Origin of the sequence: Leeuwenhoekiella sp. H156, assembly GCF_052218455.1 — a bacterium.
GTDB classification, from domain to species: domain Bacteria; phylum Bacteroidota; class Bacteroidia; order Flavobacteriales; family Flavobacteriaceae; genus Leeuwenhoekiella; species Leeuwenhoekiella parthenopeia.
This window is the reverse complement of record NZ_CP197499.1, coordinates 122,577-147,687: the sequence shown is the minus strand read 5'-3', so window position 1 is coordinate 147,687 and position 25,111 is coordinate 122,577. Positions and strand designations below refer to the sequence as shown.

Genomic DNA, 25,111 nt, shown 5'->3' with positions numbered 1-25,111 from the left:
TGCTACTGTAAAGCAGGATTACCAGAAACAGATTTAGCGAAACTTTGGTATTCATTAGATTCCGGTATAGTTAGCCGGAGTTACCGCTTTTAACTCGGTTTTTATTGCACTGCTTACGTCGAGGGTGTCTATAAAATTATGCATCGACTTTTCGGTAATGGCTTCATTGGTGCGGGTAAGACCTTTAAGTGCTTCGTATGGGTTTGCGTAGCCTTCACGTCTTAAGATGGTCTGAATAGCTTCGGCCACAACCGCCCAGTTATTCTCGAGATCCTGATTGAATTTACCTTCGTTAAGCAATAATTTATTTAAACCTTTCTGAGTACTTTGCAAGCCGATAAGCGTATGGCCAAAAGGTACGCCTATGTTACGCAGTACGGTACTGTCAGTAAGATCACGCTGCAATCTGGAAACCGGTAATTTTGCCGAAAGATGTTCAAAAAGCGCATTGGCAATACCCAGATTTCCTTCGCTGTTTTCAAAATCAATTGGGTTCACTTTATGCGGCATAGCCGATGAACCCACTTCACCTTCCTTGATTTTTTGCTTGAAATAATCCATAGAGATATAGCTCCAGAAATCACGGTTTAAATCCAGCAAAATGGTATTGATACGCTTCATATTGTCAAAAAGAGCGGCCATATGATCGTAATGCTCAATTTGTGTGGTAGGGAAAGAATGGTGTAATTTTAAAGTACCGGTTACAAAAGACTTCCCAAACTTTTTCCAGTCGATATTAGGGTATGCAACGTGATGCGCGTTAAAATTTCCGGTTGCGCCACCAAATTTTGCCGCGTTTGGTATGGCTTTAAGGAGTTTTATCTGCTCCTCAATACGCACAACAAATACTTCAATTTCTTTGCCTAAGCGGGTAGGAGAAGCCGGTTGTCCGTGGGTGCGGGCAAGCATAGAAACACTTTCCCACTCATCAGCCAATTGTTTAAGATGATCTACAACCTCTAAAAGTTCGGTGAGATATACCTGGTTTACGGCATCTTTCAGACTTAAAGGAATTGCGGTGTTATTGATGTCCTGAGAAGTCAGACCAAAATGGATGAACTCTTTGGACTGCTTGAGGTTGAGGGCGTCAAATTTTTCTTTGATAAAATATTCAACCGCCTTAACATCGTGATTGGTAACTTTTTCAATTTCTTTTACTTTTTTAGCGTCTTCGAGGGAAAAGTCCTCGTAAATGGCGCGAAGCTTAGAGTATTTTTCTTTAGGAAAGTCTGTTAATTGAGGTAACGGGATTTCACAAAGCGCGATAAAATATTCGATTTCTACTTTAACACGGTATTTTATAAGTGCTTTTTCAGAAAAAAATGCAGCGAGTGCTGCGGTTTTAGCTGCGTAGCGGCCATCAATAGGGGAAACAGCTTCTAATGAAGTTAAAGACATAATTGCTTTTGGTTTAAAGCTGCAAAGATACACAGCCAGAAGCGGGTAACAAGCATTAACCCGATATAAAACTCAGTTTTTTAGCTTTTTCAGAATGTGACGTGCCCGTGATTGAAAAGCCGGCCCGGCTTCGGATAATTGCTGTTCCAGTTGAGCGGTCAACTCGGGTATGATCCAGTTTTGGGCATTCCTAAGGTTGTAGAGGCATTGCATCGCAAAAACTTTTACGGCTACTTTTTCAGGTGCAATAAGCCAGTCAAAACAGGTTGATAGCATTAGATCCTGTTCCGGTTTCTGCAGGGGAAAGGAGCCTTTTAGAAAGGCGAAAGAGATAAGCTCTAAAGTTTTGGCGAAGATTCGTTTTACGGGATCTGTTTCAATTACACAAAGCGCTTTAAAGAAAAGTATCTTATGAGGTTTGAGGATGTCAAGATCACTGCGAACAGCCTGATCAAGCGCAAATGCAGATTTAGTTACCCGTTCTTTATTTATAGCCTCAAAAATAAAGTGAAGGCAATAGATCACCCCATCCGGAGATTTGAGCAGTTCGTATCCCATTGCCCTGCGATCTGCGAGACTGGAGGAAAACTTCAAAATTTTAGTAGTCCAGACCGCTTCAGTCATTAGTATTTAGTATTTTTCAGCTATTAAAATTATAAAATTATGGTTTGGGTAAGGCGTATTTTAATATTGGCACTGGTTGCCTTGATAGTTATTCAATTTATTCCTGTTGAGAAGAATGAGGGAGGCTATGCATCTTTAGACAATTTTTTACAGGAAACCAAGCCTTCTGAAGAAGTTGCCGCCATTTTAAAATCTTCCTGCTACGATTGCCATAGCAATCAAACTCAATACCCCTGGTATGCAACTCTAGCTCCTGCAAGTTTTTTTCTGGCAGATCATATCGAAGAGGGAAAGGAGCATCTTAATTTTGCCAATTGGGAAAGCTATTCTGCAAAGCGGAAAGATCATAAACTCGATGAGCTTATCGAAGAGGTAGAGCACGGTGAGATGCCTCTAGAGTCTTACACACTTATTCATGGGGATGCTGAATTAACTGCAGCAGAAACAGAAGCCCTAATCAATTGGGCCAAAGCTGCACGCCTTAATTATTCAGCAGCTCTTCAACCACAATAGGAACTCCAGCCGAAGCTTTCTCTGCAATTACTTTCAGATTGTTTTGCGAGGCAATATTGGGCTTAGGATCTATGAAATAGATCTGCGCTTCCGGTTTTGCATAATTAATAAGGCTGGCAGCAGGATAGACCTGCATGGAAGTTCCAACAATTATAATGCAATCAGCTTTTGCTGTAAGCTCGATAGCCGGTTCTAATAGTGGAACCAGTTCGCCAAACCACACGATATGCGGTCTCAACTGGCTGCCTTTAGCGCACAAATCTCCTTCGCAAATATCTTCGTGCCAATCAAGCACCAACTCCTCGTTTGCAGTACTACGTGCTTTTAAGAGTTCGCCGTGAAGATGCAAAACCTTTTTGCTGCCTGCCCGTTCGTGTAAATCGTCAACATTTTGCGTAATAATATTAACGTCAAATTGTTCTTCAAGATCTACAAGTGCTTGATGAGCGGCATTGGGTTTTACGGTTTTTAACTGGCGTCGCCGCTGATTGTAAAAATCGAGGACTAGCGCCCTGTTTTTAAACCAACCTTCGGGGCTTGCGACCTCCATAACATCGTGTCCTTCCCAAAGTCCATTAGAATCTCTAAAGGTTTTTAGGCCACTTTCGGCGCTTATTCCTGCACCTGATAAGACGATTATTTTTTTCATTAACATTTATTTAACTAAGAATTCAAAAACCGATCTGTTAATATCTTCGTAATCATATATGTAAATCATTCAGTGATTTATAAATTAATCGAACAAATATTTAACAAATTACAAAAACTATGAAAAAGCTTTATTTTTTAGTATTGAGCCTATTTATTTTGGTTTCTTGCGACAATGATGATGACAATTTGGTTCTAAATGGTGAAAACAACACCGGGATGAGTCAAACTTATGATTTAATGTCTGTATCTGATCCTGATATAAGCGGTACTGTTGAATTTATTGAAAAAAACGATGGTTCTACAGATATTGCTTTGGTTCTTAATCGTGCTACTGACGGTGTTCATCCTGCGCATATCCATTTGGGTACTGCCGCTGAGGGTGGAGATATAGCCATTACCCTTGATCCGGTTGATGGAGCTCAAAAATTTAGTGTAACCAATGTAACTGCGTTGGATAATGGTACTGCTATTTCCTATGATGAATTGCTAAATTTTGATGGTTACGTTAATATCCATCTCAGTGCAACTGAATTAAACACGCTGATAGCACAAGGTGATATTGGTCAAAATGATCTTACCGGTGAATCTAAGTCTTATGATTTAGTAACTAAAGATGTAGAGGGAATAAGTGGTACTGCAACGTTCTCAGAGCGTGTTAACGGAGAAGCTTTACTTGAAGTTATGTTAGATGGCACTCCACAGGGGGGAATGCATCCGGGACACATACACGAAAACTCAGCTGCCGAAACCGGAGGTATAGCCATTACACTTTCAACTCTTGATGGAACCACAGGAGTAAGTAAAACCAATATCAGTGCTCTTAATGATGGAAGTGATATTACGTATACGGAGTTATTGGATTTTGATGGTTATATCAATTTTCATGCATCTGCTGAGGATCTTGGTACCTTAGTTGCACAAGGCGATATAGGTGAAAATGAACTGACGGGTAATACTAAAGAATATGAATTAGTTACTAAAGCTGTTGAAGGAATAAGTGGTACCGCAACTTTTGCAGAACGTAAAAGTGGTGCTGCCCTTGTAACTGTAATGCTAGAAGGTACTCCTGAAAATGGAATGCATCCTGGGCACATTCATAACAATTCAGCTGCAGAAACCGGTGGAATTGCTAAAACTCTTACGACTCTAAACGGAACAACCGGAATGAGTGTTACCCATATTGAAGCTTTAAACGACGGTACAGAGATCGGTTATGCGGGTCTATTGGATTTTGACGGCTACATTAATTTTCACGCCAGTGCTAATGATCTGGCAACCTTAGTTGCACAGGGAGATATAGGTGAAAATGAATTAACCGGAGAAACTAAAGTTTATGATCTGGTAACCAAAGATGTTATGGGAATAAGTGGTACCGCAACTTTTGCTGAGCGCAAGAGTGGTGCAGCCCTTGTTACCGTTATGCTTGAAGGTACGCCTGATGGTGGAATGCACCCCGGTCACATACACAATAATTCTGCTGTAGAAACCGGTGGAATTGCTAAAACTCTTACTACTTTGAACGGAACAACCGGAATGAGTGTTACTCATATTGAAGCTTTAAATGATGGTACCGAAATAGGTTATGCTGACCTTTTAAATTTTGATGGCTATATCAATTTTCATTTAAGCGCTTCAGAATTAGGAACCCTGGTAGCACAAGGAGATATAGGTGCAAATGAGTTAACCGGTAATACCAAAACCTATCTTTTAGGTAGTAAAGACGTTGCTTCAATTAGCGGTTCAGCGCTGTTTTCAGAGCGTAAGGACGGCACCACATTAATTGAATTGAATATTAATGGAACGCCAGCAGGCGGAATGCATCCTGCACATATTCATAATAATACTGCTGTTGAGGGAGGTTCAATTGCCATTACTCTTGGAACTGTAAACGGAACAACCGGAATGAGTGCTGTACAGGTTGAAACTTTAGATGATGGCGAAACTGCTGTTTCGTACTCTGATTTACTAGACTTTGATGGTTACATAAATGTACATTTAAGTGCCGCAAGTTTAGGTACTATCGTAGCTCAGGGGGATATAGGTCAAAATGAATTGACCGGAGCCAGTAAAACCTATGCTCTCAATACTAAAGACGTAGCAGGTATAAATGGTACTGCGAAGTTTGAGAAACGTAAGAACAACGAGACCTTGGTCACACTTGATATTCAGGGTACGCCTGCAGGGGGTGAGCACCCTGCACACATTCACGCAGGTTCTGTTGCTGAAGCCCCGGGTGATATCTTGATTACGTTGATGTCTGTTGACGGTGATACCGGAATGAGCCAGACCAATGTGACGGCTTACAATGCTGAAGACGGTACTGCTAATGGCGGTGCAGCAATCACTTACGATCAGATGGTTGCGATAGATGGTTATATTAATGTGCATCTAAGTGCAACTCAACTGGGTACTATTGTTGCTCAGGGGAATGTAGGTGCAAATGCAAACTAATTAAACAGTATTTGAATATTCAGAAAACCCGGCCAGTTGGCCGGGTTTTTTAATTTCAAAAATGATATTTACTTAATGATTTTTCAAATGATCCGTTAGTAAAAAGATTTATCGGGATTTAGTGGATCCTTATAATCGAATGGGTTAGGATTTTAACGATTAAATACGTTTAGGTTTTTATATATTTTTATTAATTATATCCTCTAGCGCTCACTTTCAGTTTTTTAGCCTAAACTTTTAGTTGAACAAGTCCGGTATTTTTCAAAATTTTAGGTTAATTGCAATAAAATCCTTTAAAAGCCCTGTTTAATTTTATATTATTGCGATAATTCTAATCAAAATTAAATTTATGAAAAAGATTTATTTCTTTGCATTATCATTATTGGTACTGATTTTTGCAGGATGCTCTAATGATGATGACGGAGTAGCGATCATTCCAGGTGAGGCTACCGGAAACATTACAACTTACGATTTAAGCTCAGTTTCTGACCCTGATATTAGCGGTACAGTAACTTTTACAGAAAAAACAGATGGTTCTACAGACATCAGCATTTTGATGGACGGAACAACCGGTGGTTCTCATCCGGCCCACATCCACGCAGGGACTGCTCTTGAAGGAGGTGATATTGTTATCGATCTTACTCCTGTTGATGGTGCTACCCGAAGAAGTCTTACCAATGTTACAGCTACGAATGATGGTACTGACGTTAGTTATGAAGATTTAATCAATTTTGACGGTTACATCAATGTTCACGCTAGTGCCAGTGATTTAGGAACATTATTAGCGCAGGGAGATATAGGAGAAAATGCACTTACAGGAGAATCTAAAGAATACACGCTATTTACTAAAGATGTAGAAGGTATTGAAGGTACTGCTTTATTTGAAGAGCGTGTTAGCGGCGAGACTTTGATAACTCTTGACATACAAGGTACACCCGAAGGTGGAATGCACCCTGCACATATTCACGCAGGTACTACTCTTGATAATGGAGCTATTGTCGTAAGTCTTACAACCGTTGATGGTGATACCGGTATGAGTATGACTGATGTATCTGCGCTTAACGACGGTTCACCAGTGACTTATGAAGAACTTTTAGAATTTGACGGTTATATTAATGTTCACGCTAGTGCAAGTGATTTAGGAACTATTGTTGCTCAGGGAGATATAGGTCAAAATGAGATATTAGACTCTAAGGAGTATGAATTAATGGCTAAAACGGATGCTAATGTGATGGGTACTGCTACAATCGCTATGCGTGCAGACAGTACTTCAGTTGTAACCTTAAACGTTGAGAATACAATTGCAGGTACAATGCATCCTGCACATATTCACGAAAATAGTGCTGTAGAAACCGGAGCTATTGTTGTAGATCTTATGGCGGTTAATGGTGATACAGGAATTAGTATGACTAATGTTTCTGCTTTAAACGACGATACCGAAGTTAGCTATGAAGATCTTTTAGAATTTGACGGGTATATCAATATTCATCTTAATGGAACTGACTTAACCGTAGTTTCTCAAACAGACATAGGAGCTAATGAGTTAACCGGAAACACGAAATCCTATGTTCTTGCAACAAAAGATGTAGCCGGAATTAATGGTACTGCATTGTTTTCTGAGCGTATGGACGGCACCACATTAGTTGAATTGACGCTAAACGGAACACCGGCAGGTGGAATGCATCCAGCACATATTCACGCAAACACAGCCGTTGAAGGTGGAGATATCGAAATCACTTTAGGAACTGTTAATGGAACTACCGGAATGAGTGCTGTACAGGTTGAAGCTCTTAACGGTGAAGATGGAACTCCTAATGCCGGAGAAGCTATTACCTACGCAGAATTACTAGACTTTGATGGATACATCAATGTACATTTAAGCGCGACTGAACTGGGTACTATTGTTGCTCAGGGCGATATAGGTCAAAATGAATTAACCGGAACTTCTAAAACCTACGTTTTAAATACTAAAGACGTACCTGGAATCAATGGTACGGCTAAATTTGAAGAGCGTGTTAACGGAGAGACTTTGGTTACTTTAGATCTTGACGGTACGCCTGCAGGAGGTGAGCACCCTGCACACATTCACGCAGGTTCTGTTGCTGAAGCCCCGGGTGATATCTTGATTACGTTGATGTCTGTTGATGGTGATACCGGAATGAGCCAGACTAATGTGACGGCTTATAACGCTGAAGACGGTACTGCTAATGGCGGTGCAGCAATCACTTATGATGAGATGGTGGCTATTGATGGTTATATTAATGTGCATCTAAGCGCAACTCAACTGGGTACTATTGTAGCTCAGGGGAATGTAGGTGCAAATGCAAACTAATTAATCAGCATTTTAATATTCAGAAAACCCGGCCAATTGGCCGGGTTTTTTTATTTTCGATCCCTATGAATTCAGAATTGATTAATTACCTCGAGGGTTTTCTCACCCCGCGCAGACAGGAACTTTTTAAACAGGTGATTGCACAGCGCACACGCTTTCTAACGGTCGCTATTGAAGATGTGGGACACTTACACAACACGAGCGCAGTAATGCGCAGCTGCGATGCCTTTGGCGTTCAGGACGTGCATGTGATTGAAGAACTCAAGGGAAAACGTATAGACCGGGAGATTGCTATGGGGGCTCAAAAGTGGACTTCGGTATACCGCTATGACTCTACTAAAACCGCGCTGGCCGGTTTGAAGTCTAAAGGCTATCAAATTGTTGCCACAACCCCACATCATACCGCTCATAAACTCGAAGATTTTAAACTGGACAGACCAACGGCTTTGTTCTTTGGTAGCGAAAAGGATGGCTTAACAGACACCGTTATTGAGGCCGCTGACGCGTACATCTATATTCCAACCTATGGTTTTACTCAAAGTCTTAATATTTCAGTCTGTGCGGCGATTTTGCTTCAGGAACTTACTCAGCGTTTACGCAATTCGCAACTGGACTGGAAACTCAAACCTGAAGATATTTTAGAAATTAAAACGCTTTGGTTAAAACGCAACCTGAAGGATTATGATGCTTTGGTGAATACCTTTAATACTTCAGCCCAATGAATTTAACAGACTGGATAGGAGCGCTGGGTACTTTTCAAATTTTGTTAGCCTACATCCTGCAGGTTACTAATGTACTTAAGAAGAACAGCCTTATTTTTATTTTATTGAATACCATTGGCGCCGGTATGGCGTGCACGGCGAGTGTACTTCTCAATTATGTGCCTTTTATCGTCCTCGAAGCGGTTTGGACCCTGGTTTCACTCGGAGCTCTGGTGGTTTACTTTCGCGACAGGAAAACAGAGCAGGAGCAATAAAAAAGCTTCCGGTTGGGGAAGCTTTTCTATAAAATCTTTTTCGTTTTTTAACGATCCCGGTTCAAAACCCGGTATTCTTCGTAACAACTGCTCAGGGCATCTAGTATTTGAAGATCATTGGCAGTTTTTACAAAACTTTCCGAATAATCACAGCGACTTAAAATGGCTTCGATATCTTCTTTAGGCACCTGAAGCAAAGCTGTAAGAGTTTCTCTGTCAAATTTAGTAATCAATAGGTTTCTGATGTTATCGTCTTCTTTCATCTTGCGAAGCTTTCGCATTTGCGAACTCTTATTAGAAAAGACTTTGTTGAGAAAATCTGCCGGATTAAAAATAGCGCTTAATACCTTGTCTATGGCACCGGGCTGCGAATCTCCTGCCTCGTAAGCAGAGCTTAGGCCCGAAATACTATAACGTACGTTTTTATAAACCGGTACATTTTTCGCATCAATCTCCAGATAGCCTGTAAGCTCCACATCTTTAACCACCACTTCTTCAAGTGCGATACCGCTTTCGGTCATTTTTACCTTTACGTCACCAAAACGTTTCCAGTCATTGGTCACCCGTACCTGAAGGCTTTTAAACCCAAGAAAAGAGAAAAATAAGGTATCGTTTACCTGAGCTCTAAGGCGGAATGTACCTTCAGCATTGGTAGTGGTACCCCGTACCGAATTCAGGTTGATGATATTTACACCTTCTAAAGGTTCGTCTGTAGAGGAATTGAGTACCGTACCTATTATAAAATCCTCGCTTTCCTGATCGGTTTCAGAAAGAACAGTATCCTGAGCCGAAAGCATAAACGGGGCAATAAAAAGTAGCAGTAGTAAGAGCTTTTTCATAGTGGAAGCCAATTTATAGAAAGAGACGGAAAAATCATACCAAAAGTGACAATTCCGTCTCATTAAATAAAAATTTATCGGTCCCGGCGTCTGCGTTTACCTGAAAACGGACTCTTATTTTCTTTTGGTCCGTCTGGTTTGCGCTTTCCTTTGCGTTCACCACCGCCACTTCGGCGTTCTTTACCTCCGGAGGATGCACCTTTTTTACGGAAACCTCCGTCTCCAAAGTCGTCACGGCGTTTTCCGCCACCACCGCCTTTGCGATCATTGCGTTTGCGTTTTCCGCCACCGCCACCACCGCCACCGCGGGTGTCTTTGGTAACTTCAACGTGTACCTGTCTTCCCTGAAGTTTAAAGTCTTCAAAAAGAGCCAGAATGGTGTCTTTGTTTTCGGTGTCGGTATTGAAAAATGAGAACGAATCTTTACAATCTACCTTGTAAATACCTTCACCTAATCCCGTAGCATCCTTTAAAAAGTCTTTCAGACTCATCCAGTCAAAACCGTCTTTTGAACCAATATTGATGAAATAACGGGTAGATTCACCAGACTCCTCCTTCATATCGGCTTTTACAGCGACATTGAGATCTTTGGTTTTTTGATAATAATTGAAGAAACGCGTAAACTCAACCGAAAATACTTTTTTGATCAAATCTTCACGGCTAATACCTTCGAGCACTTCATTGATGCTGAATAAATACGGATTGATTTCCTCATTTATCTTAGTTCCCTGAATGTCGTTAGCCAGGTGCATCAACTGTACCTCGCAGATTTCCATTCCGGTAGGAATATCTTTTTGTACAAATTGCTTATTGATGATTTTTTCGAGGGTGCGTATTTTGCGCAGTTCGCTCTTCGAAACGATCACCATCGAAATACCGGTTTTACCGGCACGTCCTGTACGTCCGCTTCGGTGGGTGTAGGTTTCAATTTCATCAGGTAACTGGTAGTTGATCACGTGTGTGATATCATCTACATCAATACCCCGTGCAGCCACATCAGTTGCTACAAGCATCTGAATTTGTCGCGCCCGGAAGCTTTTCATCACCAGATCACGTTGATTTTGACTCAAATCCCCGTGTAAAGCCGATGCATTGTAACCATCTTCAATCAATTGCTCAGCCACTTTTTGCGTATCGCGTTTGGTACGGCAAAAAACTACAGAGAAAATCTCAGGATTGGCATCTGCAAGACGCTTAAGTGCCTGATAGCGGTCGCGGGCGTTCACCATATAGTATTCGTGTGAAACGCTGTCTGCTCCTTCATTTTTAGTCCCTACCGTAATCTCGATTGGGCTGTTCATAAACTGCTTGGCAATACGGGCAACCTCTTTAGGCATAGTCGCCGAAAATAACCAGGTCTGTTTACCTTTTGGGGTGTCAGCAAGAATGGTGGTGATGTCTTCATAAAAGCCCATGTTGAGCATTTCATCGGCTTCATCAAGCACACAAAAATCAATTCCTGAAATGTCAACCAGATTACGGCGCATCATATCCTGCATACGTCCCGGAGTGGCAACAATAATCTGAGCCCCACGGGAAATCTGGCGTGCCTGCTCCTGGATGTTTGCACCTCCATAAACAGCCACTGTGTTTAAACCTTTAACGTATTTTGAGTAATTTTTAAGTTCATTAGTAATCTGCAAACACAATTCGCGGGTAGGGGATATGATTAGACCCTGAGTCTTGCGATTGTTAGCATCAACTTTTTGAATAAGCGGAAAACCAAATGCTGCTGTTTTACCTGTACCCGTCTGTGCGAGCGCAACTACGTCTGTTGCCTCTTTTAGTAGGACCGGGATGGCTTTCTCCTGTACTTCTGAAGGTTCTGTAAATCCCATGTCGGATACAGCCTGCAAAATAGCCTCATTAAGTCCTAACGCTTTAAATGTATTCATATAAAATAATTATCTTAAATCAACGTCGATTTAAGAGGGCGCAAAGATACAGTTAATTAGCTTAGCAATTCACTTGTTTGGGCAAGCATTTAAATTCCTTTAAATGAGAGTTTTAAATACCGAAATGCGCGCTTTTATAAATACATCGTTATAGAAGCCCGAATAAGACGTCTTTTTCCAAACATATTCGGCATGTACTTTTAGGATTTGGATAAGCCGAAGCAAATCAGGTCAGTTCCTGCAGGTATTCCAGTAATTTTTGAGTTGCGCGCCCGCGGTGACTGATTTTATTTTTTTCAGACAATGGCATTTCGGCAAAGGTAAGTGTATAAGCTTCAGGCATAAAAACAGGATCGTAACCAAAGCCGCCATCTCCCGAAACTGAAGTTGTAATCACGCCCTTACAGATTCCTTCAAAAACCAATTCCTCTTCACCCAAACACAGTGCGATCACCGTTTTGAAACGCGCGTTACGGTTATCTTTTTCCTTTAAATTGTTCAGCAATTTAGCGGTATTATCTGCCGCATTCTTGTGTTCACCGGCATAGCGCGCGCTGTAGACTCCCGGCTCGCCATTTAGCGCTTCCACCTCAAGCCCGGTATCATCGCCAAAGCAATCGTAGCCGTATTTTTCCTTTACATATCGGGCTTTAATGAGCGCATTGCCTTCAATCGTGTCTGCATCTTCCACAATTTCTTCGGTACAGCCAATATCGGTAAGGCTTTTCAGCTGAATGTTTTTCGGCATCAAAGCCTGAATTTCTTTGAGTTTATTGGTGTTATGGGTTGCAAAAACCAGCGTCATAGGAACGATTTAAGGAGGCAAGTTATTAATTATTACAGAATGGCTACAATACGTATTCATTAAAAGTAACCTAAATAACCGGGCAAGTCTTGAATGCAAAACTTTTTAAGGGTACTTTAGACCTATGCAAGACGAAAAACATTACGCACAGCGCAGTGGCTGGCTTCGGGCCGCTGTTTTAGGGGCAAACGACGGGATTCTTTCAACTGCGAGCCTCATAATCGGGGTGGCAGCTGCCAGTTCAACCCGCGAACCCATTATCCTTGCCGGAGTGGCCGGTATTGTTGCCGGGGCTTTATCGATGGCCGCAGGTGAATACGTGTCGGTGAGTTCGCAGAGCGATATCGAAAAAGCCGATCTCAAACGCGAAGAAGAAGAACTCGCCAATATGCCCGAATCGGAATTGCACGAACTCAAGGATATCTACATCAAACGGGGCCTCAGAGCAGATACGGCTCTTGAAGTGGCCAAACAGCTCACGGCTCATAACGCGCTGGAGGCTCACGCCCGTGACGAACTCGGGATGCACGAGATTACGCAGGCCAGACCCTTGCAGGCTGCATTAAGCAGTGGGGCTGCATTTACGGTGGGCGGCGCTTTGCCGGTTTTGGTTGCGTTTTTAGCGCCTGTGAACTCAATGGAGTACGTGCAATATGCGGCTGCCATTCTGTTTTTGATTGTTTTGGGGGCTACTGCGGCACGTACCGGAGGTTCAAAAATGAGCACCGCAGTAATGCGTATCACCATTTGGGGTACACTCGCCATGGTTGCCAGTGCGCTAATAGGTCATCTTTTTGGAGTGAATGTGGCCTAAAACTGGCCAGCTTTCGATTTCTGGTTTTAAAACCCGAAAGCTTTAACTGCAAAGTTTTATCTTTAATGCTTCCGCAAGCAAAATTCACATGACACACGAATTTTTAGAAATTTTAAATCAGGCGAAAGTCTACAAATCACAGGGTATTTCCTGTGTTTTGGCCACTGTGGTCGCGCTTGATGGTTCGTCTTATCGAAAACCCGGTGTACGTATGTTAATCGCCGAAAACGGTGCGATGACCGGGGCTGTAAGTGGCGGCTGTGTAGAGAAAGAAGTGGTGCGCCGCGCGGAATCGGTTTTTAAGACCGGTGTATCTAAAATCATGACCTATGATGGGCGTTACCGCCTGGGTTGTGAGGGCGTTCTCTATATTTTGCTGGAACGTTTTGAAGCTTCAGACCAACTGGTACATACTTTTGAAAATCTGCTTTCGCAGCGCGAAAGCTTTGAGATTGTGAGTTTTTATAAAAAGGAAGATGAGGCTACCGGGAATTTTGGTTCTTTTTTGCGTGTGGGCGAAAAGAATCCAGTCTACTTTCAAAATACAAGTACGCTTGAAGCTTCCGCCGAAGCGCTTCGGTTTAAACAAACCCTAAATCCAAGATTTAAGTTACTTCTGGTTGGCGGTGAGCACGATACCGTAAAACTGTGTACGATGGCTGCGATGCTGGGATGGGAGGTAGATGTCATCACCTCGCTGAAAGATCCCAAAGAATTAAAGGATTTTCCGGGAGCGGCCCAGGTAATTGGTGGCAACGCCGATACCTTCGACGCTGCCACTCTCGATGCGCAGACGGCCGTTGTGCTGATGACCCACAATTACGCGCAGGATTTGCAGTACTTGGTAAAACTCAAAGACTTGAAACTTCCCTATCTGGGAATTCTGGGATCGGTAAAGCGCCGCGAGAAAATACAACACGAACTTCTGGACTATGCACCTGATCTGGATCTTGATTTTTTGGAACAAATCTACAGTCCTGCAGGTTTAAATATTGGGTCTATTACACCTGAGGAAATTGCGCTTTCTATTTTAGCTGAAATTCTTGCAGTGACCCGTAATCGCAATTCGCTTTCACTTAAAACACTTACCGGTAAAATTAATTCGGCTATCAGCTAATGGATAAAATTGCAATTCTCATTCTGGCAGCCGGAAGCGCCTCACGAATGGGCAAAGTAAAACAGCTGCTCTCCTACAAACATACCACCTTACTGGGTTACACGATTGAGCAGGCCTTAAAAACTCCGGCTGACGCGATTTATTGCGTCCTGGGTGCGGGCGCAGCGAACATCAAAAACGAGATTCGGCAACCGGTAAAGACGATCTTTAACCCAAACTGGGAGCAGGGGATGGGCAGCAGCATTGCGGTAGGTATCCAGGAGATTGAAAAAGCAGGCTTTGATTATGCCTTAATCACGCTCGCCGATCAACCGCGTATTGATGCCGTATTTCTGACCCAACTTATAGGAATGGCCGCTGTACATAAAAATACCCTCATCGCTTCCGATTACGGTTCAAAAAACGGAGTGCCGGCGCTGTTTCCGAAATCTTTTTTTGACCGGTTAAAGACGTTAGACGGTGATCAGGGTGCCCGGCAATTACTGAATTCGGGAAATCCAAAACCACTAACACTTATAGCAGAAGACCGCGTTCAGGACATAGATACGCCTGACGATTATAGTCGTTTGCTTAAAAATTGAATTAATTTAGCATTCTAACCAGCATAAACCATTCTTCATGACTGCAGATCAGGAAAAAAAGCAAGCCGCATTGGAAGCGGTTAAATACATTAAAAACAACATGGTTGTAGGTCTGGGTACCGGCTCAACCGCAAAACATATGATCGAAGCTGTGGGGCAGATGGTAGCAGAGGGGATGAACCTTACCTGCGTACCTTCATCTGATGCAACCGAAAAGCTCGCCAAAGAACTGGGCATTAAAATCGTGGAGCTTCACGAGGTAGACCATATCGATGTCACCATTGACGGCGCCGATGAGTTTGACGGCGACTTCCAATTGATCAAAGGCGGTGGCGGTGCTTTGCTACGCGAAAAGATTCTGGCGTGGAATACCAAATTCAACATCATCATTGCCGATAGCAGTAAGGATGTGAAGAAGCTTGGGGCTTTTAAACTTCCGGTGGAAGTGATTCCGTTTGCGACCAAACAAATCAAGACCTATCTCGAAGCGGAAGGTTTAAAGCCTGTACAGCGAATGAAGGAAGGAAACGAATACCGTACCGACGAAAATAACAACATTCTGGATATTGATATATTTGAAGTAGAAGACCTTCAGGAACTTGAGATCAAATTGCTTAAAATTCCCGGGGTTGTTGAAACCGGACTTTTCCTTGATAGCACCAGCCTCATTATTGTGGGGAAAGAAGGCGGACCGGAGGTTAAGAAGCGGAAGCATTAATTTTGGTTAATGGCAGGATTAGGTTTCATCTTTATTATATTACCGCTTTCAGTTCTTCTCTTTGTATTACTGATTTATTCCAAAAAAAAATCTTTTGGAATTCTATTTTTAGGACTTTGGGGAGGAATCATAGGTATATGGATTTTATCAGCTATTCTTAAACCTTTTTACACGAAAAAAATTCTCGACAAAAATGATTTTTATGGAGAATATATAATTGATCGAAATTACTTTCCGGGTAAGCAGGCAGATTGGCAGTACAATCACTTCCGTTTTGAGATCAAAAAGAATGACTCCATTTACTTCTACGTCACGGAAGGAGCTAATATAAAGGAACCTTATACAGGTTCAATTCAAACTAAAACTCCTTTTCAATCAGCTCGGTTAATGATTAATATGGAAAACCCAACACATCATGTTATGACGAGTAATCCAACTATATACCGGGAGATTTGGGACTTTTTTCTAGTTTTTAATTCCCCAAAATTCAATAATATGTATTTCCGAAAGGGAAACTGGAAGGAGATTGAATAAAATAAAAAAGGGAGAAGCTGTTATTGTTGCTTCTCCCTTTTTAGATGTCATCAATTTTCAATTTTAAGCGTAAACCTGCTTTAAAAAATCGGCCACATCTTTAGGCTTTCTGCCTAGTAGATTCTCCAGATCTTTAGATTCAGAATTGAATTCGCCCTGCGCAATCCCCAGAGAGAATCCCAGCATCATATTTACGGCATCTTCCGGTACGCCATAGGAAGCCATAGTCGATTTAAACGTTTCTACATCGGGAGATACATAGTTGATTTCTTCTTCCGTGATATCGCTCAGGATTTCAGCAACCGCTTTAAAATCAATCGCTTTTGGTCCGTCTAACGTATAGATTTTGTTTTGGTGCTGTGCTGCATTTTTCAAAATAAGCGCTCCGGCTTCAGCTAAATCGTCGCGTAAGGCAAAGGCGGTCTTGCCAGCACCCGTAGGTAGAAAGACGGTTTTTGATTGAAGCAAGGCTTCTTTTTCGCCTAAAAAGAGCGCAATCACTTCCGCATACAGATTATGTCTCAAAATGGTATAGGCCATACCCGATTCTTTAAGCCAGTTTTCGGTTTTGATGTGGGCGTCCATCACTGCAGCGACCGGAGAGTTTTGGCTTTCGTCTTTTCTCCCGGCACTGGTGTAAACCACATGTTGCACTCCCGCCTGAGTTGCTGCATCCACCACATTTTTATGCTGTACGGTTCTTGACCCAATATCACTGCCGGAAACAAAGTAGAGAATTTCAATATTCTTAAAGGCTTCCGTGAGTTTTTCTGTGTTATCGTAATCGGCAATGCGTAAATCAAAACCTTTGCTTTGGTATTCTTTTGCCTGATCGCTTGCTGCATCACGCACCAATACTGCGATTTCAGATGGATTTATAGTAGTAGAAAGGTGTTCAACCACGCTGCTACCTAAACCTCCGGTTGCTCCTGTAATTAAATAAGTACTCATGTTTTTTATTTTAAGTTATTAACTTACTTTTGGTAAGTCAAAGATAAGAAGTAATTGACTCCTGTGGAAGAACTTACGAGGCTGTAGGTCACTTTCCCGGAAGTTAGTTTTGTTGAAATTCAATGTGTTATAATGGAAAATTCTGAAAAAAAATTTGCAGATTCTGAAAATTGCCCGGTGCGTAATGTTTTGGATCGCTTTGGAGACAAATGGTCTACGCTGGTTTTACTCGTGCTTGACGATACCAAAGTCCTGCGTTTTAACGAGATTTATAAAATGATTGATACCATTTCTCAAAAAATGCTTGCCGTTACGTTGAAATCTTTGGAAGCAGACGGTCTGGTTCTGCGAACCCAATATCCCGAGATACCGCCACGGGTAGAATATACTTTAAGTGAACGCGGAGCATCGCTGATTCCACATATAAAAAGTCTGGTTCAATGGGCCAACGCCAATTTTGAAGCGATTACCCAATCGCGGGCGGCGTATAAAAATTAAAAAGGCTGCTTAAAATTTTTAAACAGCCTTTTTCGATTAATTAATAGCAACTACTCGTTTTTAGTTGCTGTGGTTTCTTCAGTCCAGCCCAGAAAACCGCCTTTGAGATCATAGAGGGTTTGAAAACCCATTTCCTGCATAATTACCGCTGCTTTGCCACTTCGGTTACCCGATCTGCAATAGAGATAGACCGGAGTTGCAGGGTCCAGCTGTTCAACCTGTGCTCTGAAGCTCAGCGAATCGAGCACATTAAAATTGAGTGCCTGCTCAATATGACCGGCTTCAAACTCTTCCGCTCTGCGCACATCAAGAAGCAATACCTTTTTAGCATTGATGCTGTCACGAAAAGCATTTTTGTCTAAAATGAGGTGATTGCTTTCCTGAGCTTTTGCACCAAAAGTAAACAGACTTAAAAGCAGTAAACTAAATATGGCTTTCATCTTTCCTATTTTTTTAAGGTGGAAGGGCAGACGTAATTGGTGGTTTTTAGATCCGTTTCCTTTAAAGCGGCATAACCTCCCTGTACGTCGATGAGGTTGTGAATGCCCCGGCTTTTTAAGATGCTGGCAGCAATCATACTGCGGTAACCCCCGGCACAGTGAATGTAAAATTCTTTAGTATCGGGAAACGCACTCAAATGCTTGTTGATGTAATCGAGCGGCGTACTTTCGGCCACTTCCAGATGCTCTGCTTCAAATTCGCCGGGTTTGCGTACATCAAAAACAGGTGTATTGGCATCGGCTTTTACAGCAGTTTCCACTTCGCTTGCAGGTACTGAATTCACCGAGTCGGTTTCTTTACCGGCTGCTTCCCAGGCTTTAAATCCGCCTTTGAGATAGCCTATCGTACCGTCAAAGCCCACTCGGGAAAGTCGGGTAATGGTTTCTTCTTCGCGACCTTCATCGGCGACTAATAAAATAGCCTGCTCGGTGTCGGCAATAAGAGCGCCCACCCAGGGAGCAAAACCGCCGTCAATACCAATAAATATAGATCTTGGGATATGACCTTTAGCAAAATCATTTTGATGTCTCACATCAAGGATCACCGCTCCGGTTTCGTTCGCCGCAGTTTCAAAGGCATCGGGCGAAAGCGCTCGTGTTCCGCGTTCTAAAACCTCGTCAATGTCGTCGTAACCTTCCTTGTTCATTTTCACATTCAACGGAAAATAGGAGGGAGGAGGCAAGAGACCATCAGTCACTTCCTGAATAAATTCTTCTTTGGTCATATCTGCCCGCAAGGCATAATTGGTCTTTTTCTGGTTGCCCAGCGTATCTACCGTTTCCTTGCTCATGTTTTTTCCACAGGCCGAACCTGCACCGTGTGCCGGATATACGATAACGTCATCAGCCAATGGCATAATTTTTTCGCGAAGGCTGTCAAATAAATAGCCTGCGAGATCTTCCTGAGTAAGTTCTTTGGCTTTTTGTGCCAAATCGGGTCTTCCCACATCGCCCAGAAATAAGGTGTCTCCGCTAAAAATCGCGTGATTTTTTCCGTGCTCATCAATCAGGAGGTAGGTCGTGCTTTCCATCGTATGGCCGGGCGTATGTAATACCCTGATGGTGATTTTGCCTATTTTAAATTCCTGCTGGTCTTTTGCGATAATAGCCTCAAATGAAGGATTGGCTTTAGGACCGTAAACGATTTCCGCCCCGGTTTCTTTAGCCAGGGTAACGTGACCGCTCACAAAGTCGGCGTGAAAATGGGTTTCAAAAATATATTTGATTTTGGCGTTATCTGCTTCTGCACGCTCTATATAAGGCTTTACCTCACGCAAAGGATCGATTACGGCGGCCTCGCCGTTACTTTCAATATAATAGGCTCCCTGAGCCAAACAACCGGTGTAAATCTGTTCTATAGTCATGATGATACTGTATTTATAGGGCAAAGATAAGGCACCTTTACGGGTGTCGCGGTAACACGGGTTACATTCGTCAAAGCTAATTACAGACCGAAGTTAAACCCAAAGCTTAACCGACCGCCTTCATCGCCGGTAAAATAAGCGAGATTTCCGCTGATAAAACCGCCCATTGCAAAATGAATACCACCACCATAACTGTCATGCCAGCGTTCTGAGTTTTCGCCATCGTACCAAACCCTACCCAAATCGTAGCCGCCAAAGATGTGTGTGCGTACCGGAAACAAGGCTGTTTTTAAAGGCGTAAATTGATACAAAACATCGGCAGAACCGCGTAATGCTTGATCACCTGCAAAACGGTCCAAGCGATAACTGCGCAAGCCCGAGCCACCGCCCAATCGTGCCGATTGAAAAAATACCGCAGGATCGCCAAATCGCAATTGACCTGCAACTTCGGTTTTTAGAACCAAATCCCGTGAGCTGTCTATCGCATTCCAAAATGTAATAGACGGGTCTGCAGCATAAACTGTTGTGGCGTCATTCAGATTGTCATAGATTGAACCGGCTGCTTTAAAATGCATACCTCGTGTGGGGTAAGCCGCGTCATCAACACTGCGGTAGTTGTATTCGGTTTTTAGGGTAGCGTATTTGTTTTGAGATGTTACATTACCAGGTTCACGCAAAGCGGAAGGGTCAAATGCATAGTGTTGATAAGCCAGAGCAGCTTTAAACGAACTGCCGTATTCACCGTTGTAATAAACCCCGGCAGCGTACTCAAATTGCTGATTCAGCAGGCGGTTTGCATCAAAGTTTGAGGCGTTGTTAACCGATTTATTACCAAAGCCAAAGAAGTTTTCGGTGTAATTATTGGTTGTAACCCGGGCGCCAATTAGAAAATTCCATTCCGGGAAAATATTGCTGAAATGCAACTCGCCTTCAAAAGCGGCAGCCTGAGTTAATGAAAAATACTGCGCGTCTACAACAAACTGGGAGGTAAAGGGATTGCGCTCGAAGCCCATTTTCTGCCTTGCGATCCTGATATGTGGAGCCACGCCCCAATCGGGATTGTACGGTAATTTAAGCGCAACTTTCTTGGCTTCATCCGGTCTGCGCTCTGAGTCGTAAATGTGATTTTCATAGATACTGTTGAAGCGCAGGCGAGCCCCTTTATTTTCCTTAACGATATTGCCTTCAGGCTGGTCGTAAACGGTGAGATTGCTTCCGTTTTCGATCTCATAGGTATCATCGTCCTGGCCTCCTGCGATGACCATTTTAATTTTAGAGCCTTTTTTTCCCGTAACGGTAAAGACATCTTCATCATCCAGACCATAAACCCAGATTTCCTGAGTTTCTTCAGGATCAAAAATGCGGTCAAAAAGCAAGCTTCCGTCTTCACCGTCTTTGATGCGGTAGGAACTAACGCGGGTTGTTCCGTCGTCGTTTCGGTCGATGTAAAAATGATCGTCTTTATCGGTGCCTTTTAAGGTTTGAAAGTCGATATAGTAATCATAATAGCGTTCAACTATACTTTCCAGGTTTTCTTTTCGCGCCAGCACATCACTTTGCAGCTGCTTCCAGTTTTCATCCTGAATTTCTTTCGGCATTTCGCCAAAGGCTTTTGCGACGACCTCAGGAGTGATATTTTTCTGTATGAAATCTACGGCATCCAGCCAGTCCTTTTTATTGGTATGCTGAAGCAGGGCACGGTCCAGATTTATAGCACTTTCGCTAAAGTGTTTTACATATTCAATATCGGGCCCGTAATTGCCCAATTCGCGGGTGCCGGCCATAAATTTCTGGAGTTTTTTGATGATTTTTCCATCAAATTTTGAAAACACCTGATCGCGGTCCCGTGGGATTGCGATGTAGGAATAGGTGCTGTCGTCATTTTTACGCTCGGCCCAGCGCCACTGATCTTCGTGACGGTCCCAGTCACCTACGAGCATATCAAAAACCCGGGCTTTGATATAGGCCTGCTCATCTACCTGGTTTTTTTCATCCTCGCGAATGGCTTCAAACAGGTCTGCTGTACTTTCTACATCTTCATTAAAACCAAACATATGATTGCCGTTAAAATCATCATCGGGTTTTTCGACAATCATATACAGGCGGTCGCCGTGTGTCTCATTAAAATCTCCCAATGTTTTTTGTTTTGGAACATAGAAAACTTTAGGATGTGTATGATTGAGATCTGCGGCTCCTGCAAGGCGTGGAATTGCAAAAGCGCCGTAGGGATGCGAGGCGGTGTAGAAATCTTCGATTAACCTTGCCGGAAGCGTACCTTTAAAATACTGCTGAGCGTCAAGATCGTTATAACCTTTAGCCTGTAAAAACGCAAACGGATCTTTAGCCAAAGCCCTCATATTATACTCCCGGTCATCTGCATCAACCAGTCTTAAAGACTGGGTTTGATGCCCGCCTCCTGCACGCTCCACTTTAAGACCCCCGTAAAGCGTGTCCAGAATGGCTACCGGAGCTTCAATTTGCAATCCATAAAGGTCGCGGTAATGCTTACCCCATTTCTCTTCATAGGCTTCAGATACTTCCACAAGATCTTTTGGGTAGATGCTGGCGGTTTCTGTTTTGGGAAAAGTATTGGGAAGCGAATCTACCGGATACGGTTCAGGCGCTGCAAAACTTTCTTTTGAAAAGCGCTCCACAAGCTCACCGGTTTTATTCAGTTCATAAAAATGAACGCTTGAAGCGCCGTCTTTATACAATCTCAGTTGGGCAAGTCCCGGTTGCACCGAAGCAAAAAGGCCGTCTTTACCCAATCGGACATACTCGCTTTTTGCGGCTGTGCCTGAAATGATTTGCCTGATGTCTTCGTTTTCGATGTACTGTAAAGACTGCTCGTGAGCCGAAAGAACAAACAGCCGTGGCAGGCCTATAGACATCTGTTTGATCTCCTGCATCAAGTCATTCATAAGCGGGTTGAACTGATCTTGCTTGGAGATACCGCCCTGTGTACGGGCAAAAGCCCATAAAAAGCCCACTCCCGGAATAAAAGCATTCTCGGCTGATGGTCTGTAGAGTGCGCGGGTGCTCATTTCACCGCCGTAAATTCCGTTAGAATATAGCGGGTGATGCATCACCAAAATCACATTTTTATGACGGGCTTTACGCGCTTCGTCTTTGAGTAGTGTTAGAAATTGCACACGGGTTTTAATGGCACATTTATCGTTAAATCCGGGATGTTTACTCCAGTCCTCTATGTACCACTGGGAATCTGCAATGATGATTTCGGTCTCGTCGTCAACATCAATAACCTCGATAGGGCAACCGTTTTCGGGTTGAAAGTGATTGTCTTTGCCCATCTTTTCTTCAATAAGATCTTCAATAGACTCAAGGCCTTTCACACCGCGGTCGTTCCACTCGTGCTCACCGGGTATAATCAGGGTTTTGCCTTTGAACTCTCTTATAAGTTTTACCAGCGGATCTAATTGCTCTTTAGTATCCTCCTTTTTGCCTACGTCAGGGTAGATATTATCTCCGGCAAGAACCAGGTAGTCACTTTGGGAGGCATTGCTGTTTTGCAGTTCATAAAATGCTTTCAGGAGTTCATTGTTTGGTCCTTTTTTATGAGCTCCCAGATTGCCTAAAACAAAAAAGCTACGGTAAGCAGAAGTGTCTGCCGTTGTCTTTAAAATCTTTTGGTCCCGGTCTCTAAACTGGGTTAGCTCGCTGGCGCATGAAACGAATAAGCCTGTTACGATGAGAACGATTAGGCTTTTATAGGGTAGGTGTGATCGCATTAATAATTAGGTTGTTATCGCAAAATTAGTAAACGATTTGAGGGCTAAAAGTTTTTATGTGATTGTTAACGTTCTTGTGTTTAAGACGAGACTTTACAATTCAACCCTCTTATTTTACAACTGGGTATTTTAAATCTTTAAAGCCGCAACGTCTTTAGCATCTTTGACCTGTAATCAAAAAACGAGCACGTTATGGTCAAATTAATTCTCTATCTGCTTCAAGCCACACTTACTGTTTCAGGAATGAATCCTGAAGCGGTACGTTTTAAAACTACTGAAGCTTTGCCCATACAGGAAATGAGTTCTAAAGAATATAATACCTTTAAATGCGCGATTGAAAATCACACTTCAGAGTGTAAAGCCATTTTATTATGAATCTGATTTTTAAAGAATTTGCCAATGCCTGTATTGTAGGAGTTTCCATTTACGTGGTTTTCCTGTTGATTCACGTACTTGGAGGAAATACGCTCATTTTTAACAGCGACCTCGCCGAGGATTTTGCAACCAGTATGCTGTACTCCATTGTACTGTATATGTTTAATATGGGGGTGTTTCGGTATTATCATCAAACCTATAAGGCAGAGCTTTTCACTTTTAAACGTACCATTCCTGCTATTTTAAGCGGAATGCTGGCATCTGTATTGGGTGTTTTTTTAATACGCCTGTTTATCAAATGTTTTTTGAGGGGAAATTCGTTGGTTGAGTTTTTTGAGACCGAAGATTACCACGATTATTGGGTGCCCTTATTTGTGGCGATGGTAGTAAATACCATTTTCTATTCGTTTTATTATTACAGGCAACAGAAAGAATACCAGTTAAAGGAGCAGAAAATCATTGCCGGAACGGCTTCGGCACAGTTTGATGCGCTTAAAAATCAGCTTGATCCCCATTTTTTATTCAATAGTCTGAATGTGCTTACCAGTCTTATTGATGAAAACCCCGATCAGGCCCAAAAGTTTACCACTTCCCTCTCTAAGGTTTACCGTTATGTTTTAGAACAGAAGAATAAAGAGCTGGTCACACTTGAAGAAGAACTGGCTTTTGCCAAGACCTATATGACGCTTTTAAAGATGCGTTACGAGGACAGTATCATTTTTACCATGCCCGATCAACTCGTAAATCCCGAAGCCAAAATGGTACCTCTGGCGCTTCAGCTGGTGCTTGAAAATGCGGTGAAGCACAATGTGGTGAGCAGCAACCGCCGGTTAGCAATACGCATCGATGAAGAGCCCGGTTATCTGGTGGTGCGCAATACACTTCAGCCTAAAAAAGTAATGGAGAAGGGCAGCGGGGTAGGGCTTTTCAACATCAGACAACGCTATGCACTGCTTACATCACGCAGGGTTTTCATAGAGAAAACCGAAAATGAATTCATCATCAAATTACCCACATTAACCCGTCAATTAAAAACGAATCTTATGAAAACCGAAAATTATCTGCTTGAAAAAAAATACGATCGTGCCAAAGAACACGTGGCTAAACTCAAAGGCTTTTACATAAATCTCACCTTGTATTGCCTTGCCATACCGGCGATGGTTATTCTCAATATCTGGTCCTCCGATTTTCCGTGGGCTATTTTCCCGGCTTTGGGCTGGGGACTTGGAGTCTTCTTTCACGGAGCTGAAGTGTTTGAGTGGACCCCAATCTTAGGTAAGGGATGGGAACAGCGCAAGATTCAGGAACTTATAGAAAAAGATAAACGCAACTCTTAACAATTGATCCAGCCTATTTGACAGCTGGGTATGATTAAATGGGAAAGCATCAGGTATATCTTCAACTTTACACAAGAACTAAAAATCAG

Annotated in this window: 23 protein-coding genes; 13 read left to right on the top strand and 10 right to left on the bottom strand. The window is 42.6% G+C overall.

The window, feature by feature from the left end:
- Positions 1-54: 54 nt before the first annotated feature.
- On the bottom strand, positions 55-1,398 hold the full coding sequence (gene purB / locus ACSSS3_RS00545; protein ID WP_442846016.1) for an adenylosuccinate lyase: 1,344 nt from the start codon (positions 1,396-1,398) through the stop codon (positions 55-57).
- Positions 1,399-1,470: 72 nt separating this feature from the next.
- The gene (locus ACSSS3_RS00540) at positions 1,471-1,992 is read right to left on the bottom strand and encodes a hypothetical protein (RefSeq protein WP_442846015.1); all 522 of its coding nucleotides are present in this window, start codon (positions 1,990-1,992) and stop codon (positions 1,471-1,473) included.
- A 69-nt stretch (positions 1,993-2,061) separates the two neighbouring features.
- On the opposite strand from ACSSS3_RS00540, the gene ACSSS3_RS00535 reads away from it, so the two are divergent.
- Complete coding sequence (locus ACSSS3_RS00535; RefSeq protein ID WP_442846014.1) at positions 2,062-2,535, top strand: heme-binding domain-containing protein; 474 nt, start codon at positions 2,062-2,064, stop codon at positions 2,533-2,535.
- Here ACSSS3_RS00535 and ACSSS3_RS00530 read toward each other — a convergent pair.
- Complete coding sequence (locus tag ACSSS3_RS00530) at positions 2,504-3,184, bottom strand: SIR2 family NAD-dependent protein deacylase (RefSeq protein ID WP_442846013.1); 681 nt, start codon at positions 3,182-3,184, stop codon at positions 2,504-2,506. The two genes, ACSSS3_RS00535 and ACSSS3_RS00530, sit on opposite strands and share 32 nt — an antisense overlap.
- Before the next feature lie 119 nt (positions 3,185-3,303).
- On the opposite strand from ACSSS3_RS00530, the gene ACSSS3_RS00525 reads away from it, so the two are divergent.
- From ACSSS3_RS00525 to ACSSS3_RS00510, 4 genes are all read left to right on the top strand, one after another.
- Positions 3,304-5,637, top strand: coding sequence for a CHRD domain-containing protein (locus ACSSS3_RS00525; RefSeq protein ID WP_442846012.1), 2,334 nt, complete (start codon positions 3,304-3,306; stop codon positions 5,635-5,637).
- 349 nt (positions 5,638-5,986) lie between these two features.
- The gene (locus ACSSS3_RS00520) at positions 5,987-7,969 is read left to right on the top strand and encodes a CHRD domain-containing protein (protein ID WP_442846011.1); all 1,983 of its coding nucleotides are present in this window, start codon (positions 5,987-5,989) and stop codon (positions 7,967-7,969) included.
- Between the two features lie 65 nt (positions 7,970-8,034).
- Positions 8,035-8,691 carry a TrmH family RNA methyltransferase gene (locus tag ACSSS3_RS00515; RefSeq protein WP_442846010.1) on the top strand — a complete coding sequence of 219 codons (657 nt, stop codon included), beginning with the start codon at positions 8,035-8,037 and terminating at the stop codon, positions 8,689-8,691.
- Positions 8,688-8,945, top strand: coding sequence for a CBU_0592 family membrane protein (locus ACSSS3_RS00510; protein ID WP_442846009.1), 258 nt, complete (start codon positions 8,688-8,690; stop codon positions 8,943-8,945). The genes ACSSS3_RS00515 and ACSSS3_RS00510 overlap by 4 nt, the downstream gene beginning before the upstream one ends.
- Before the next feature lie 47 nt (positions 8,946-8,992).
- On the opposite strand, the gene ACSSS3_RS00505 is transcribed toward ACSSS3_RS00510, so the two are convergent.
- From ACSSS3_RS00505 to ACSSS3_RS00495, 3 genes are all read right to left on the bottom strand, one after another.
- Complete coding sequence (locus ACSSS3_RS00505) at positions 8,993-9,784, bottom strand: carboxypeptidase-like regulatory domain-containing protein (RefSeq protein ID WP_442846008.1); 792 nt, start codon at positions 9,782-9,784, stop codon at positions 8,993-8,995.
- Between the two features lie 74 nt (positions 9,785-9,858).
- Positions 9,859-11,679, bottom strand: a complete 1,821-nt coding sequence (locus ACSSS3_RS00500) for a DEAD/DEAH box helicase (RefSeq protein ID WP_442846007.1) — start codon at positions 11,677-11,679, stop codon at positions 9,859-9,861.
- A 226-nt stretch (positions 11,680-11,905) separates the two neighbouring features.
- Positions 11,906-12,484, bottom strand: a complete 579-nt coding sequence (locus ACSSS3_RS00495) for a non-canonical purine NTP diphosphatase (protein WP_442846006.1) — start codon at positions 12,482-12,484, stop codon at positions 11,906-11,908.
- 124 nt (positions 12,485-12,608) lie between these two features.
- Here ACSSS3_RS00495 and ACSSS3_RS00490 point away from each other — a divergent pair, with 124 nt between their 5' ends.
- The 5 genes from ACSSS3_RS00490 (at position 12,609) to ACSSS3_RS00470 (ending at position 16,248) form a co-directional block, all read left to right on the top strand.
- Positions 12,609-13,298 carry a VIT1/CCC1 transporter family protein gene (locus tag ACSSS3_RS00490; protein WP_442846005.1) on the top strand — a complete coding sequence of 230 codons (690 nt, stop codon included), beginning with the start codon at positions 12,609-12,611 and terminating at the stop codon, positions 13,296-13,298.
- 88 nt (positions 13,299-13,386) lie between these two features.
- Positions 13,387-14,415, top strand: a complete 1,029-nt coding sequence (locus ACSSS3_RS00485; RefSeq protein ID WP_442846004.1) for an XdhC family protein — start codon at positions 13,387-13,389, stop codon at positions 14,413-14,415.
- Positions 14,415-14,996, top strand: a complete 582-nt coding sequence (locus ACSSS3_RS00480; protein WP_442846003.1) for a nucleotidyltransferase family protein — start codon at positions 14,415-14,417, stop codon at positions 14,994-14,996. Before ACSSS3_RS00485 ends, ACSSS3_RS00480 begins: the two co-directional genes overlap by 1 nt.
- A 37-nt stretch (positions 14,997-15,033) precedes the next feature.
- Positions 15,034-15,714: a ribose-5-phosphate isomerase RpiA gene (gene rpiA, locus ACSSS3_RS00475; protein ID WP_442846002.1), complete on the top strand. Its 681-nt coding sequence runs from the start codon at positions 15,034-15,036 to the stop codon at positions 15,712-15,714.
- A gap of 9 nt (positions 15,715-15,723) precedes the next feature.
- Positions 15,724-16,248: a hypothetical protein gene (locus tag ACSSS3_RS00470; protein ID WP_442846001.1), complete on the top strand. Its 525-nt coding sequence runs from the start codon at positions 15,724-15,726 to the stop codon at positions 16,246-16,248.
- Between the two features lie 63 nt (positions 16,249-16,311).
- Here ACSSS3_RS00470 and ACSSS3_RS00465 read toward each other — a convergent pair whose 3' ends face one another.
- The gene (locus ACSSS3_RS00465; RefSeq protein WP_442846000.1) at positions 16,312-17,199 is read right to left on the bottom strand and encodes an SDR family oxidoreductase; all 888 of its coding nucleotides are present in this window, start codon (positions 17,197-17,199) and stop codon (positions 16,312-16,314) included.
- A gap of 132 nt (positions 17,200-17,331) precedes the next feature.
- Here ACSSS3_RS00465 and ACSSS3_RS00460 point away from each other — a divergent pair, with 132 nt between their 5' ends.
- Positions 17,332-17,697: a winged helix-turn-helix transcriptional regulator gene (locus ACSSS3_RS00460; RefSeq protein WP_442845999.1), complete on the top strand. Its 366-nt coding sequence runs from the start codon at positions 17,332-17,334 to the stop codon at positions 17,695-17,697.
- Positions 17,698-17,747: 50 nt separating this feature from the next.
- Here the strand turns inward: ACSSS3_RS00460 and ACSSS3_RS00455 are convergent, their stop codons facing one another.
- From ACSSS3_RS00455 to ACSSS3_RS00445, 3 genes are all read right to left on the bottom strand, one after another.
- The gene (locus ACSSS3_RS00455) at positions 17,748-18,137 is read right to left on the bottom strand and encodes a rhodanese-like domain-containing protein (RefSeq protein ID WP_442845998.1); all 390 of its coding nucleotides are present in this window, start codon (positions 18,135-18,137) and stop codon (positions 17,748-17,750) included.
- Between the two features lie 5 nt (positions 18,138-18,142).
- A complete protein-coding gene (locus ACSSS3_RS00450) occupies positions 18,143-19,561 on the bottom strand; it encodes an MBL fold metallo-hydrolase (RefSeq protein ID WP_442845997.1) in 1,419 nt (472 codons plus the stop codon).
- An 80-nt stretch (positions 19,562-19,641) separates the two neighbouring features.
- The gene (locus ACSSS3_RS00445; protein ID WP_442845996.1) at positions 19,642-23,310 is read right to left on the bottom strand and encodes a hypothetical protein; all 3,669 of its coding nucleotides are present in this window, start codon (positions 23,308-23,310) and stop codon (positions 19,642-19,644) included.
- A gap of 192 nt (positions 23,311-23,502) precedes the next feature.
- On the opposite strand from ACSSS3_RS00445, the gene ACSSS3_RS00440 reads away from it, so the two are divergent.
- Together ACSSS3_RS00440 and ACSSS3_RS00435 are read left to right on the top strand one after the other, a co-directional pair.
- Positions 23,503-23,685 (top strand): hypothetical protein, encoded by a 183-nt coding sequence (locus ACSSS3_RS00440; protein WP_442845995.1) that lies wholly within the window; start codon positions 23,503-23,505, stop codon positions 23,683-23,685.
- Complete coding sequence (locus ACSSS3_RS00435; RefSeq protein ID WP_442845994.1) at positions 23,682-25,022, top strand: histidine kinase; 1,341 nt, start codon at positions 23,682-23,684, stop codon at positions 25,020-25,022. The genes ACSSS3_RS00440 and ACSSS3_RS00435 overlap by 4 nt, the downstream gene beginning before the upstream one ends.
- Positions 25,023-25,111 lie beyond the last annotated feature (89 nt).